Here is a 13,659-nt window from a genome sequence, read left to right on the forward strand (position 1 = left end):
ATATCTATTTTAATACAACGTTTATCAACTTCTCAAGTTAAAAACTCCACCTAAAAAACTTAGGTAGAGTCTTACGTTATATTTTATTTAGTTTGTACTCTATTGAATCCACAAGCGCTATCCAACTGGCATCTATTATATCTGTCGACACACCAATTGTGCTCCAAACTTCGTTTCCATCAGACGATTCTATTATTACCCTTACTTTCGCTGCTGTAGCAGAATTAGAGTCTAACACTCTTACTTTGTAGTCTGTAAGTTTCATCTCCTTGACTTCCGGGTAAAACCTCTCTAAAGCCTTTCTGACTGCCTTATCAAGTGCGTTTACAGGTCCGTCGCCTTCTGCAGCGGTTATTTCTTCTTGCCCGTCTACTTCTATCTTTATGAGGGCAGAGGAATTTACATCATCAACAGATGGTTCATTGACTATGACTTTAAATTCTATAAGCTTAAATGAGGGTTTGTACATACCAAGCACTTTCTGTATCAGAAGCTTCAAAGACCCCTCAGCACCTTCGTATTTATATCCTTTAAATTCCATTTCTTTAAGCTTCTCTAGTATTTGTTTTGTTTTTTCAGATTCGCGGTTTATAGTAGGATCAACTTCATTTATTATCCCTATTATAGCGCTTCTGCCGGCAACTTCTGACAATAAAAGCACTCTTTCATTGCCAACAAGCTCCGGATCAATGATTTCATACGATCTCGTGTTTTTGCAAACAGCATCTGAATGCATACCAGCCTTATGGGCAAATGCATTTCTCCCTACGTACGGTGCTCTTTCATCCGGCGCCGCATTGGCTATTTCACTCACTCTTCTTGAAAGCACTGTAAGCTCTCTCATTTTGTCGTCTTCAACGCATTTTATTCCTTTTTTAAATTGCAAGTTTGGTATTATTGTACAGAGATTTGCATTTCCGCATCTTTCACCATATCCGTTTATTGTACCTTGAATTTGTGTTGCACCTGCTTCAACTGCCATTATAGCATTTGCAACAGCCATGCCATTGTCATTATGTGTGTGTATACCAATTTCACAATTAAATTTCTCAACCACCTTTTTCGTTATATTAAAAATGTCCAGCGGAAACATACCGCCTTTTGTATCACACAAGCAAATGCTATCTGCACCTGCATCGTATGCGACTTCAAGGGTTTTCAATGCGTATTCTGAATTCTCTAAAAAGCCATCAAAAAAATGTTCGGCATCGAACACAACTTCTTTTCCATGATTTTTTAAATATTTTATTGTATCAAATATCATATTGAGATTTTCATCAAGCGTCGTCCTTAATATTTCACTTACATGAAAATCCCACGACTTGCCGAATACTGCAACATGATCTGTTCCGGCATGTAAAAGCGAATTTACATTGTTGTCGCTTTCAACAGGTATGTTAGCCCTTCTAGTACTGCCAAATGCGATTACTTTTGCATTTTTTAACTTTTTACTCTTTATAATTTCAAAAAACTCCATGTCCTTTGGATTTGAACCGGGATTTCCAGCTTCGATATAGTCTATTCCAAACTCGTCTAAAAGCTCCACTATCTTTATCTTGTCTGCCACTGTAAATGAAATCCCTTGTGATTGCGCACCATCTCTTAATGTTGAATCATAAATAACAACATTTTTCACTTCAATGTCCCCCTTTGAACATATTCAACATATTTATATATATAAAGATATTTTATCAAATTGAATCATCAAAGTGAATAACAATCGGAAAATTTATTTTATAAGAATTGAAACTTTTTACACAAAAAAGCGGCTATTATGCCGCCAACTTTCAATATATTCAACTAGCTTTGTAAACCTCGGGTACATTTTTCAAATCTTTGCATCCTGTAAGAATCATCGCTTGGTACAATTCATCGTAAACTTTGTTAAGGTAAAACTCAATTGCTTCTCTTCCGCCACCGTGTGCAGCAATCATGATTGGTCTCCCTATTAAGACGGCTTTTGCGCCTAATGACAGCATCTTTAAGACATCTATTCCGGTCCTTACTCCTCCATCTACCAGTATTTCTATTTCATCACCAACAGCTTTTGCTATATCAGGAAGTACATCAGCAGTACCCTCCGTAAAATCCAGTATACGTCCTCCGTGGTTTGATACAACTATCGCTTTAGCACCTGCTTCTACTGCAATCTCTGCTTCTTCAGGCGTCATGATTCCTTTTAATATCAAAGGAAGTTCGATATTCTTAACTATTTCTTCTATATCCTTTCTTGATTTTGGCCCTACAAATTGCCCACTTCTTACCATCATAATAAGCCCTGCACCATCCACATCAATGCCAAATGCTATAGCACCTGCCTCTTTTGCAATCTTTGCCTTTTCAATTATTTCATCAACTGTCCTTGGCTTAGAAAATGGTATTCCTAAGACACGTGTAGATTTAATCGCATCAATACCTGCAGGGTACATATCTGGGTCATTTGCATCTCCTGACATAAATATCGTTCCTACATTCTTGCAAGCCTCAGCCACCATCATATCGTAATCTCTCTCTGACAAGTATCCACCGGCATTTCCCTTAAGTCCCGTCATCGGAGCTGCGAAAATAGGCATTTTAACTTTATATCCTAAAAAAGACGTGCTTATGTCAGGTTTTAAAACGTCATGAAGTGTTTTTAATTTTACTTTCCATCTGTCGAGAGCTTCAATATTCTCGATAAAGCTGCTTCCTGTGCCTGTACCACCCATACCGGGAACTTCGCCAGCACATGCGACACCATCGCACCTTTTGCATCCTCTGCAGTAACCCTTCATGTTTTGCCTTGCCTTTTCTCTTATCTCATTCCAATCCATTTAAAAGACCTCCGTATTAGATGTTTTCTAACTTTATTATACAACTTTTTTGATATTAATCTATATTCACCTAGTATGTCTATCGAATTTCTTTGTTTTAAAATGTATTTATGTTATAATTTAGATGTAAACTATGTGAACACAAAATTAGGAGGAAAATATATGAAAGATTTGAAAGAAATATTTGAAGAAAGACGTTCTGTCAACTTTTTTGACAAAAATAAAGAGCTTGATGAAGAAACGTTGAAAAAAATAATCGACTTAGCAGTGCTAACACCGTCGGCATTTAACCTTCAACCATGGGAAATAATCGCTGTAAAGTCAAAAGAGGCAAAGGAGAAGCTTTATGATGTCGCTTTAAAGCAGCCTAAAATCCTCGAAGCACCTGTAACTCTAATTATGGTAGGAGATAAAAACGGATATAAAGAAGATAATCCTGCATGGTGGTACATGAAAGACGCTGGAATGCCTGATGACAAAATACAAGGAAGCATCAATTTTGCAAAAAATGTGCTGTACAATACAGATTTAAAAGCAAATAATTTTGCAGTAAGAAATACATCATTTCTGTGCATGTCAATAATGTATGCTGCAAAATATTACGGCGTTGACTCACACGCAATGATCGGCTTTGAAGAAGATAAATTAAAAGAAGCTTTTGGAATACCAGAAAATAAAGTTGTTGTGCTGCTGATTTCTCTCGGATACTTTGATAAAAGCAAGACATTATACCCAAGATTGAAGCGAAATGAATACGACAAAATCGTAAAAGTCGTATAGTAAAAAATAAAACCACCTAAAATGGTGGTTTTATTTTTTAATCTCAAATAATTTGTCACCTGTTTCTAAATCTATGATATAAACATCATCATCTTCAATTATACCTATCGTGTTTAATTTATCGTATCTTTTGCTCAAAGATGTAGAACCTGGATTTATAATTATGCAATTATCTAATTCCTTCAATACAGGTACATGAGTATGTCCTGTTATAAAATAATCTAATTTGTATCTGGAAATTAAATCTTGTATTACGCTTTCAGTAATCTGATCTCCATGCTGTATTAAAAACCTTTTGTTTTCAATCACTGCAAAGACATAAGGCGATTGAATAGGGATGTTCAATACCATTTGATCAACAGATGCATCACAGTTGCCTCTGGATATTAAAATAGGTATGCTACAATCATTTAAAGCTCCAATAAGTTTTTTAGGATTGTATCCTGACGGAATATCATTTCTAGGTCCATGATATAATACATCACCTGCATGCATTATTAAATCAGCATCTTGAAGATAGCTAATGGCTTTTCCCCACGATGTATAATCGCCGTGTGTATCGCTTATTATCCCGATTTTCATGTATTGCATCTCCTTTAACGCCAACTGATATCTATATTATATCACAAAATCACCTGTTATCCACTTTTTCAGGGTACATATCATGGTAAAAAAGCCTTTTTTGTGCCACATCTTCCCACTTCGTACCAGGCCTTCCATAGTTACAGTAAGGATCTATAGATATTCCACCTCTTGGAGTGAACTTGCCCCAAACCTCGATGTATTTTGGATCCAACAGTTTTATTAAATCCTTCATGATTATGTTTACGCAGTCTTCATGAAAATCCCCGTGATTTCTAAAGCTAAAAAGATATAGCTTTAAAGATTTGCTTTCAACCATTAATTTATCAGGCACGTATGAAATATATATTGTTGCAAAGTCCGGCTGTCCAGTTTTCGGGCAAAGACTTGTAAATTCAGGACAATTAAACTTTACAAAATAGTCATTTTCCTGATGTTTATTTGGAAATGTTTCAAGCAGAGATGGATCGTAATCGAAAATATATTTAGTGTCTTTTTTGCCAAGCTGTGATAATTCATCTAGTTCTTTTTTATCTCTAGACATAATAATCCACACTCCATTATCATATTTTATTTCTTAGCTGTTTTACTAAGATGACACCAACTATTCCGGGAATAATCTGCCCTACTGTAACACTTATAGCCAGCAAATAATACGGAATTTTGAGCAAAAACGAAAGCCAAATCGGTACGATTAAACCAGGAAATAATATTATAGGAATTGAAATAAACCAGTCATTTAAATTATTTTTCTTGATCATATAAACCGCATATGATGTCAAAATGCCTACGAAAAAACCTCCAATCATATCAGGAAGGCCTAAATTTCCCATCAAAATATTGCTTAGCATGTTGCTTAAACCCATTGGCAGTATTAAAAATGAAAAAATAGCTGTCAGTGCATAAATTGACGTTGCTATTCTTATCTGATACTGTCCAAATGCAAAATTCTGTGTTAAGTACATTACAACTAGGTACATCGCCATTACTACACCGGAAATGGTTAACTTTTGTGTTACTGTATACTGTTTTTTCAAAAATCCGCTTTTCATTGTTTACCTCCTTAAATTTTTTGCGTTCTCACATCCTTCCATAAACAAAATAAACTATAAAAGCAGAAATTTACAAAAAAAGAGCACAACCTGTGCTCCTATATGCAAATACTACTTTGCGAATTCCATAGTTTTGTTTATAGACAGGATGGTTTCGAACTGTCTTATTCAATTATTATATATTTTAACATCATTATTTTATTTATACAAGATGTCTTGCAAAATCGGCGTCACAGCATAAATTCTTCATATTAACTGATAATCACATTATCATTTTTTAGTTCTTTAACACTTTTTGCATCAGGACTTGTATTTTTCCAGTACTCCATAAAAAAGACGATAAATACACTTAACATTAGGCCCAGTATAAAAGCAATAGCCATATTTAATAGTTTTTTTGGTGATACAGGCTTATCTGGAACGATAGCTTTTGATGTTATTAGTATGCCTTGTTCTCCTAAATTTGATGCTTTTACAAGTTGAAGCATATTGTATTTTTCCATCATTATATCTCTTGTATTCTTCAATAAATTTAGTTTTGTTTGGTTTTGTTCGTACTTTGTCTTATCTGATGGGTCCGTCTCATTTAATTCATTTGTTGCTGACTCTATCTTTGTGTTCTGCAAATTTATGAGACTTTCTATTGTGCTTAAAAGCTTATCTGTCTGCCTATTATTTCTTGAAATTATATAAGATTTAAAATTTGATGCTATGGTGTCAGCAATCTTAGCAGCTAGTTTAGGATCATTCTCTTTTACCGTTATTGTTATTAAATTTGTATTGTCTATGGCCTGTACATCAATTTCATTTTTGAAGTTATCAAGTGTATATTTTTTCGGATCTAATTTTAGTTGCTTTATTGTATCCAATAACACTTGAGGATTTGTAACTTCTTCTTTATATGTATTTACAGACATGTCTTGATACTTCAATATAGATGACAATAAGTACGACAAATCTTTATCGGCTGTGTCGCTTTGTATCATAGACCCATCACTGGTATTTTGATTAGGTAAAATTACAGTTGTATTAGAACCAAAAAATCCTGTCTGTGGCGTAACATCTGAAACGCTTAATGTCGTTGATGCTTCATACGTTGGTTTAATTACAAAAAAACTCAATATACCTGCTATTAATACAGATATAATGGTAATTGACGCAATCAGCTTTCGACCTTTCCATATGATTTCCAATAACTCTCTTAATGATATTTCTTCTTCCATCATGTTCCTCCTATTTTCGTTTGTTATTTTCACTGCATGCTGCGACTTCTACATCATTTTTATCGGCAGCTTTTACTATTTCATTTAGATATTTAAGCAATTCATTTTTTAGATCTTCTCTTTTTAACGCATATTCAATAGTTGCTTTTAAAAACCCCATTCTATCGCCCACATCATACCTCTTGCCTTCAAAATTATATGCATATATTGCTTCATAGTTTAATAAGACTTTAAGTGCATCAGTAAGCTGTATTTCTCCACCTGCTCCAGGCCTTAAGTCTTTTAGTATATCAAATATCTTTGGTGATATTATATACCTTCCAAGTATGGCCATGTTTGACGGTGCTTCTTCTTTTTTTGGCTTCTCTACTAGGTTGTTTACTCTATACAGCCTATCATCAATCATGTTGGCATCTACTATGCCGTATTTGTCTACTTCACTCTTTGGTACTTCTTGTACGCCTATTATAGAGCAGTTGTATCTTTCGTACTGTTCTATCATCTGCTTCAATACAGGTACTTCTGCATCAACTATATCGTCCCCTAAAAGAACTGCAAATGGCTCATCTCCTACAAATGTATGTGCACAATAAATGGCATGACCAAGTCCTTTCGGCTCTTTTTGCCTTATATAATGTATATCCACCATATTTGTTATATCTTCAACAAGATTTAAAAGATTTTCTTTGCCTTTTTTCTTAAGCTCCAATTCTAATTCTACAGATTTGTCGAAATGGTCCTCTATGGCTCTTTTGTTTCTTCCTGTTATTATGAGTATATCTTCTATGCCAGAGTTTACAGCTTCTTCTACTATATATTGTATAGTGGGCTTATCAACTATTGGTAGCATTTCTTTTGGCTGTGCTTTTGTTGCAGGCAAAAACCTAGTTCCAAGTCCTGCCGCTGGAATTATCGCTTTTCTTATTTTCATATGTATTCCTCCATTATTTTAAAGTAAAATATGGCTTTTTGCAATACTACCTAAGGATCTTCCTTAACAAAAATAAGAAGCATGACGAGCCACTATTAAAGTAATCTCGCAATGCTCCCTTTTAAAATTATAATTAGTAATTGTTTCAAAATTATTAAATATTTGTGTGAATTTTATGTGAAATCTATAATTTGATTTTTAGATGTTACATGCTTAATTTTTCATCGATCTTGTTTTTGTCGCCTACTTTTCCCGACAAAAGAATTGATAAAAGCATAAATAAAATTCCAAAACCTGCTAAAATAAGTAAGTCATTTATTATTAAAGTATAGTTTGACCCTGATATGGCTTCTCTTAGAGCCTGTGTCCCATACGTATTAATTATTATAATGCATTTTTTTAATTTTTGCTGTTTTTTTTATCAAACTTGTGCTTCAAACCAAACCGTTATATTCGCCGCTTTCCCTATTTCTTTATTTTTAAAAGACAATTTAGTATATTGAGAAAAAAAATATGGTACTAATGTCGCAGTTTTTCCAGGATCTAAAACAATTTCTTCACTGTCTTCAATCCAAACATCATCACCAGGACTTATCAAGAGCTTAATTATAACGGGATTTTCACTTGTATTATATACAAAATACGTAAATTTACTGTACGATGAACAATCATTTATATCTGTATAGTTTTCTTCATCTTGTGATACATAAAACGATTTTGTTTTTACAAATCTTCTGTCATTTAATGTGAACGGCGTTCCCGTTATATAAGTCAGTTGTAGTATTGGTCTTAAAGAAACATTAATGCTTTCATCTTTAGAATAAAAGCTTTTTGTCTCTAAATTCTGTATTTCCGGCGTTCTAAGCATTACTCCATTGTTTGCATAAAGTCCATTAATCCATCCTTTCGCTATATTCGTAATATTCCATCCATACCATCCCTCGCTGGTTATAGCTTTAGTCGATCCAAATACTGTTTCATCAATATTTGGCGCATTATTCCATGTGGCGGTATTTTCATCCCATTCATCAATAATTAAAAATGGTGTTACATACGCTGGTATGCTATCATTTGTCGTATAATTAATATAAAGCTTCAAAATTGCTTCAACAATAAGTGAATCTGGCGGTAATATACCAAGATCAAATTGTATCAGAGCTCTGTACACTGATTTACCAGAAGAACCAATATAATACCTTCCAATCCAAAGTTTTGGATCCCTCCCTCTGTTGCTTGTTGGATATCCTGATTCTAAAGCCGTATCCTTTGACGATGGCTGTATAATAATAGTCGGCATTGCACCACCCCTTAGACAAAGCCAAAATTTTGATTTTAGTTCGCTGGAATTTATAGATCATGCATCAATCTTCTCAGTCTTTTGGCTGCACAAAATTTTTAATATCATTAACCCTTCATCGTCGATTACATCAAAAAGTTTCATTGAACGCGTTAATTCCTCTTCCGCAAGTTTATATGCACCATGCCGAAAATAAAGTTTGCCAAGTTTCAATAATACATCTTTTTCATTAACCATATTAAGCATGTTCAATGATTTCTCAAACAAATCAAATTCTTGAATATCAAATAGCTTTTCAAATATTAAAAAGATTATATCTGTATATATGCGAGTATCTTTTTCATCTAATGGGGATAGTATACCATCTTTAACCAATAAAGCAAATTTAAAACACACTCTATATGCTTCTATAAAATCCCTTTTCAATATTGTCATTGGCTTTTTGATGTTTTTACCAGTTAATAATCGGCAAATGATATTGTCAATAGCACTATCACATGAATATTCTCCACCGTCAATCATATCAAAATACTCAACTGATTCATTATATCTGTGCAAATACATCAATGTTCTTCCTTTTATATAATATGTTATATTATTTTTCAATGAATCTAGTGCCATGTCAATACATTTTAGAGATTGCTGATATCTGCCGTTTAAAAATAATATATCACTTAGAATTACATATGATTCAGGTGAACCGTCAAAGTGTGACATGATCTTTTTTATAGCGGTATTTTCATCATATTTCTTAAAATAAGCATTTGATAGTCTGTACAGTATGACTTTATTTAATGGATTCAGTTTTAATGAATTTATATAGCTTATAATGGCATTATCATATTCTTTCATATCCATATAAACTTCACCCATCGCATAATAAGCTTTGAATCCACCTACACCTGTTATAAACCTATCTATAAGCGGCGGATCCCCCATGTCTATACATTTTCTAAAACATTGTATAGCTTCTTGAAATTTATTAATCCTATGATGCAGCATACCTTTTAAAAACACGACATCAGTTACGTTAGGATACTCCTCTATTGACTTATTGCATAAATTAAAAGCTTCGTCAATTTTGTTTAATTGATTTAAGCACATTATCATCCTGACAATAAGTTTAGTCGTGTATCCCGTCTTGACATTTTTTAGAGTATCTAAAGACTTTTTAAAATAATTATAAGCACATTCATAATTACCTAGTGCCATGTATTCTGTTCCCATATTGAAGTTGTGAAAAGGATTATCCGGATCTTTTCTAAGCTCTTTCTTTAGTATTGTCATATTTCTATTTCTCTTATCTTTGTCCTTAATATTTTTGTTTAGATAGCCATAATGATAAACTTTTATGGGCACTTCTGCTACATTGCCACCGTGTTTTAATATAGGCATAAGGATTTGTTCGTGAATTGCTCCAACAAATCTGTACTCAGGCCTATTTTTTATAATTCTTACATTTAGATTTGAAAGGGCATCTGTTCCCGGCTTATCACCTACATAGCTTATTGTTTCAAATAAATATGCATCTATTTTTTCATCTTCTAAAAGCTTCTTTATTTTCTTTCTATCTTCTCGATCTATCTCATCATCAGCATCCATCAATAAAATCCAATCACCGTTAGCTTTGTCTAATGAAAAATTTCTAGCCGCACTAAAATCATTATTCCATTTATAATAAAAAACATCAGCCCCAAAGCTTTTGGCAATATCTACTGTCCTATCATTGCTTCCTGTATCAACAATGATAATCTCGTCGACTATATCTTTAACACTTTCTAAACATCGTCCAAGGTTATTTTCCTCATTTTTTACGATCATACACAAACTCAGCATATAAATCCTCCTTTCGAAAATACATGGGGCATAAAGCCCCATTTTTAAACCTGCGCATTGTAGTAAAATTCTGCTGTAGCTGCAGCACCACCTGTATCATAATATAGCCTTGTATATTGCATAAATTTTACAGCTGTCAAAACTGTAATAGATCCTCCTGCCAAATTAATGCTTGTTGTATCATCAACAAAATAAAATAAGTGTCAGTCGTTGTTGGACTTATCTGCAGTTTAACAGCAATGGTGTTAGTTCCTGTATTTGTAATATAATATGAATACATGGATTTATTACCTGTATTTTCTATTAAAACAACACCTGTACCAGTCACTCCTGCAATAGCAGTAGAATCTTCTAAAAATGTTCTACTTCCAAGCGTAACTGAATCAGTTGAAGCAGTGATAGGTCTTATATCTAATGCTGATGCCGTCACAGTAACTGTACCTGCAACTGTCACAGACCCACTGCTTATGGTTACAGAATCTGTTGCCCCCGTAAGAGGCCTTATATCAAAATTTGATGAAGTCACCGTCAACGTTCCTTGGGCTGTTACAGTGCCTGCTACTGTCACAGAACCATCGACAGTCGACAAAAGCTTTCCTGTAGTCGGATCTAATAGCAAAGGTGTTGGTGTTGTACCCTGCATACCGTGTATAAGTGTCTTAAGCTGTTCGGCAACTGGATTAAATACTATATTGTTAGGCATATAAATCCCCTCCCCTTTTATATATTATTAATACATACAAATTTTGTTGCTTGTACATATATATTTCAAGCAATATTATTTTGCTATTTCCATAAAAATACCCAAAACTTTACTTTAGATAATTGACATATAGCACTTATTTAAAGTACTATTAAATTTAGTAATGTAAATCGTTAAAACATATGCAAAGTGGGGAGTGTAAGATATGTCTGTAGAAGCAGTAAAAAATTTTTTTGAAAAAAATAATATAAATATCGAAATAAAAATACTTAAAGACACAAGCACCGTCGAAAAAGCTGCAAATGCGATTGGTGTGGAACCTGGAGAAATTGCAAAATCTATGCTTTTCAAATTGAAAAACAAATGTATTATGATTATACTAGCTGGCGACAAAAAAATAGACAACAGAAAATTCAAAGATACTTTTCATTGCAAAGCAAGAATGGTACCACCTGAGGAAGTCCTTGAAATAACAGGGCACCCTGTAGGAGGTGTATGCCCATATGGATTAAAAACAGATATCGATATTTATTATGACATATCATTAAAAAATTATAAAATTGTATATCCAGCAGCCGGTGATGTAAACGCCGCAGTAGCTGTAAAAGTAGATGACTTGGATAAAATAGTCAAAGGAGAATGGATCGATGTATCCAAATAACGCTCCCTAAACAAACTCTTGACATTTCAATAAATATTAATTATACTACTATTGTTGAGGTTAATAGCTCAATTTTATATGCGGATGTGGCGGAACTGGCAGACGCGCTAGACTTAGGATCTAGTGTCTTTGACGTGGGGGTTCAAATCCCTTCATCCGCACCAATTAAAAATGTTGTGGAGAGATTATTCTCCATTTTTTATTAACTATTTAACTTAAGTGGAATATTTGCATGTCAACAAAGGCGTTGATCGGTTTATCTGATCAGCGCTTTATTTTTATACAAATGAAAAAGAGGTGTAATATATGATATACAAAAACAGAAAATTATTGAAGTTGTTAAACATTATAAATACGAATAATCTGCTTAATGAGGATGAAAACTACTTTAATTTCAAAGGAATAATGAAAGATATACTCATATCAATATCAAATATTAAAAAGAAGCTTGTAAAATATATCTTTGAGACGCAAGTTGCTTCAAGCCGCATATTTTCGGTTTCAGAAGAATTGTCTATTACCATGGAAGAAAATAATGCTTTCGCACAACAGTTATATGCTGAATCGCAAGAGATATTTTCAAATAATTCAATTTGTTATGAAAATATAAAAAATACAATTGCAGAAATAAAGAAATTGGTTGAAATGCTTGAAAATATTAAAAGTACTACTGGAGAAATGTACAATACTGGCATTCAGTCTAGAAAGCTTGTAGATGAAAGTTTCAATGAGATTAGATTGGTTTTAGATAAAATAAATAATATTTCTATAACTACAGAAGAAACATTAAATCGAGTTAATGAACTTACAAAAATATCAGTACAAATTTCCCAAATATTGAAATCAATTGAAAAGATAGCAAAGGAAACTCATTTGCTTTCATTAAACGCATCTATAGAGTCTGCAAAAGCCGACAAATACGGCAATGGCTTTGGAGTTATAGCAGATGGTATTAGAAAATTAACTTTAGATACTAATAAAGCTGTATCAGATATTGCTACACTAATTGAAAAAATAAATAATGAGATAGAAAGTGTTAAAACATCAGCAAATGATAATTATAGCAATGTTCAGGATAGCGTAAATAGTACAATGAACATAGAAAGAAGCTTGAACATGATAGAAGAATATAACAATATGATTATGAATATGATTAGTAAAATTGTAAATGTTTCTGAAGATGAATATAAATATGTTCACAATATCGATAAAAGAATTCAAGATGTGGAAGATTTATTAAAGGAAGTATCAGCTAATTTTGACGGCATGAATAATTCCATATATCACCAAAAAGAAAATGCAGAAAAAATATTAAATCTAAGTGATAAATTAAAAGAAGCATCAAATGATTTGAAATTATTGTCTGAAAGCGATGAGATAAAAAACATAATTCAGACAAATTCAGAAAATATAAAAAATGCAGCAGCTTCTGTGATAAAATCTATAAAGGAAGAAATAATTTCAGATAAATTCCTTTCAATGAATAAGGATTTTCATAAAAAAGTACTCGACAATTTTTTAAATAATCACAAAGAAATTGAAGCTCTATGGACAAATGATATTAAAGGAAGGTTTATTTACTCAAATCCACCTGCTGGTATCGCAAATGCAAATGTAAGGGATTGGTTTAAGGAGTGTATCACAGGCAAAGAATATATATCTGAAATTTATATATCTGCAATAACAAAAGTTCCATGTTTAACTGTATCTATTCCATTAATCGATAAAAATGGATCGTGTATTGGTGTAATTGGCGCTGATTTGAGTATAAATGTATAAAA

At 33.0% G+C, this 13,659-nt stretch carries 14 protein-coding genes and 1 tRNA gene; 4 read left to right on the forward strand and 11 right to left on the reverse strand.

Features of this window, described 5'->3' with window-relative positions; all coding sequences use genetic code 11:
- Positions 1 to 76: 76 nt before the first annotated feature.
- Positions 77 to 1,636, reverse strand: coding sequence for a citramalate synthase (gene cimA, locus J2Z80_RS03000; RefSeq protein WP_209453067.1), 1,560 nt, complete (start codon positions 1,634 to 1,636; stop codon positions 77 to 79).
- Positions 1,637 to 1,796: 160 nt separating this feature from the next.
- Entirely contained in the window at positions 1,797 to 2,813 is a 1,017-nt protein-coding gene (locus J2Z80_RS03005; RefSeq protein WP_209453068.1) for an alpha-hydroxy-acid oxidizing protein, read from the reverse strand.
- Positions 2,814 to 2,975: 162 nt separating this feature from the next.
- On the opposite strand from J2Z80_RS03005, the gene J2Z80_RS03010 reads away from it, so the two are divergent.
- Positions 2,976 to 3,593 carry a nitroreductase family protein gene (locus J2Z80_RS03010; RefSeq protein WP_209453069.1) on the forward strand — a complete coding sequence of 206 codons (618 nt, stop codon included), beginning with the start codon at positions 2,976 to 2,978 and terminating at the stop codon, positions 3,591 to 3,593.
- Positions 3,594 to 3,623: 30 nt separating this feature from the next.
- On the opposite strand, the gene yfcE is transcribed toward J2Z80_RS03010, so the two are convergent.
- The 9 genes from yfcE to J2Z80_RS15130 form a co-directional block, all read right to left on the reverse strand.
- Entirely contained in the window at positions 3,624 to 4,175 is a 552-nt protein-coding gene (yfcE, locus tag J2Z80_RS03015; RefSeq protein WP_209453070.1) for a phosphodiesterase, read from the reverse strand.
- A 49-nt stretch (positions 4,176 to 4,224) separates the two neighbouring features.
- Positions 4,225 to 4,719, reverse strand: a complete 495-nt coding sequence (gene queF, locus J2Z80_RS03020; protein WP_209453071.1) for a preQ(1) synthase — start codon at positions 4,717 to 4,719, stop codon at positions 4,225 to 4,227.
- Between the two features lie 19 nt (positions 4,720 to 4,738).
- Positions 4,739 to 5,227 (reverse strand): QueT transporter family protein, encoded by a 489-nt coding sequence (locus tag J2Z80_RS03025; RefSeq protein WP_209453072.1) that lies wholly within the window; start codon positions 5,225 to 5,227, stop codon positions 4,739 to 4,741.
- Between the two features lie 251 nt (positions 5,228 to 5,478).
- Positions 5,479 to 6,450 carry a YveK family protein gene (locus J2Z80_RS03030; protein ID WP_209453073.1) on the reverse strand — a complete coding sequence of 324 codons (972 nt, stop codon included), beginning with the start codon at positions 6,448 to 6,450 and terminating at the stop codon, positions 5,479 to 5,481.
- 10 nt (positions 6,451 to 6,460) lie between these two features.
- Positions 6,461 to 7,381: a UTP--glucose-1-phosphate uridylyltransferase GalU gene (galU, locus tag J2Z80_RS03035; protein WP_209453074.1), complete on the reverse strand. Its 921-nt coding sequence runs from the start codon at positions 7,379 to 7,381 to the stop codon at positions 6,461 to 6,463.
- A gap of 421 nt (positions 7,382 to 7,802) precedes the next feature.
- Positions 7,803 to 8,678 (reverse strand): DNRLRE domain-containing protein, encoded by an 876-nt coding sequence (locus J2Z80_RS03040; protein WP_209453075.1) that lies wholly within the window; start codon positions 8,676 to 8,678, stop codon positions 7,803 to 7,805.
- Positions 8,679 to 8,735: 57 nt separating this feature from the next.
- Entirely contained in the window at positions 8,736 to 10,514 is a 1,779-nt protein-coding gene (locus J2Z80_RS03045; protein ID WP_209453076.1) for a glycosyltransferase family 2 protein, read from the reverse strand.
- Positions 10,515 to 10,558: 44 nt separating this feature from the next.
- Complete coding sequence (locus J2Z80_RS15125; RefSeq protein WP_280953164.1) at positions 10,559 to 10,654, reverse strand: hypothetical protein; 96 nt, start codon at positions 10,652 to 10,654, stop codon at positions 10,559 to 10,561.
- Positions 10,651 to 11,217: a DUF6385 domain-containing protein gene (locus J2Z80_RS15130; RefSeq protein WP_280953165.1), complete on the reverse strand. Its 567-nt coding sequence runs from the start codon at positions 11,215 to 11,217 to the stop codon at positions 10,651 to 10,653. Before J2Z80_RS15130 ends, J2Z80_RS15125 begins: the two co-directional genes overlap by 4 nt.
- 205 nt (positions 11,218 to 11,422) lie before the next feature.
- Here J2Z80_RS15130 and J2Z80_RS03055 point away from each other — a divergent pair, with 205 nt between their 5' ends.
- The 3 genes from J2Z80_RS03055 (at position 11,423) to J2Z80_RS03065 (ending at position 13,657) form a co-directional block, all read left to right on the forward strand.
- Entirely contained in the window at positions 11,423 to 11,878 is a 456-nt protein-coding gene (locus tag J2Z80_RS03055; protein ID WP_209453077.1) for a YbaK/EbsC family protein, read from the forward strand.
- Positions 11,879 to 11,958: 80 nt separating this feature from the next.
- Positions 11,959 to 12,042, forward strand: a tRNA-Leu gene (locus J2Z80_RS03060).
- 142 nt (positions 12,043 to 12,184) lie between these two features.
- Positions 12,185 to 13,657 (forward strand): methyl-accepting chemotaxis protein, encoded by a 1,473-nt coding sequence (locus tag J2Z80_RS03065; protein ID WP_209453078.1) that lies wholly within the window; start codon positions 12,185 to 12,187, stop codon positions 13,655 to 13,657.
- Positions 13,658 to 13,659: the final 2 nt, after the last annotated feature.

Source organism: Thermoanaerobacterium butyriciformans, from assembly GCF_017874545.1.
GTDB lineage: Bacteria > Bacillota > Thermoanaerobacteria > Thermoanaerobacterales > Thermoanaerobacteraceae > Thermoanaerobacterium > Thermoanaerobacterium butyriciformans.

Excerpts from the sequence above, each read along its gene's own strand:
- yfcE (WP_209453070.1), bottom strand. The coding sequence starts at position 4,175 with ATGAAAATCGGGATAATAAGCGATACACACGGCGATTATACATCGTGG.
- J2Z80_RS03055 (WP_209453077.1), top strand. The coding sequence starts at position 11,423 with ATGTCTGTAGAAGCAGTAAAAAATTTTTTTGAAAAAAATAATATAAAT.
- J2Z80_RS03030 (WP_209453073.1), bottom strand. The coding sequence starts at position 6,450 with ATGGAAGAAGAAATATCATTAAGAGAGTTATTGGAAATCATATGGAAA.
- queF (WP_209453071.1), bottom strand. The coding sequence starts at position 4,719 with ATGTCTAGAGATAAAAAAGAACTAGATGAATTATCACAGCTTGGCAAA.
- J2Z80_RS03045 (WP_209453076.1), bottom strand. The coding sequence starts at position 10,514 with ATGCTGAGTTTGTGTATGATCGTAAAAAATGAGGAAAATAACCTTGGA.
- J2Z80_RS03010 (WP_209453069.1), top strand. The coding sequence starts at position 2,976 with ATGAAAGATTTGAAAGAAATATTTGAAGAAAGACGTTCTGTCAACTTT.
- J2Z80_RS03005 (WP_209453068.1), bottom strand. The coding sequence starts at position 2,813 with ATGGATTGGAATGAGATAAGAGAAAAGGCAAGGCAAAACATGAAGGGT.
- J2Z80_RS03065 (WP_209453078.1), top strand. The coding sequence starts at position 12,185 with ATGATATACAAAAACAGAAAATTATTGAAGTTGTTAAACATTATAAAT.
- J2Z80_RS03040 (WP_209453075.1), bottom strand. The coding sequence starts at position 8,678 with ATGCCGACTATTATTATACAGCCATCGTCAAAGGATACGGCTTTAGAA.
- galU (WP_209453074.1), bottom strand. The coding sequence starts at position 7,381 with ATGAAAATAAGAAAAGCGATAATTCCAGCGGCAGGACTTGGAACTAGG.
- J2Z80_RS15130 (WP_280953165.1), bottom strand. The coding sequence starts at position 11,217 with ATGCCTAACAATATAGTATTTAATCCAGTTGCCGAACAGCTTAAGACA.
- J2Z80_RS03025 (WP_209453072.1), bottom strand. The coding sequence starts at position 5,227 with ATGAAAAGCGGATTTTTGAAAAAACAGTATACAGTAACACAAAAGTTA.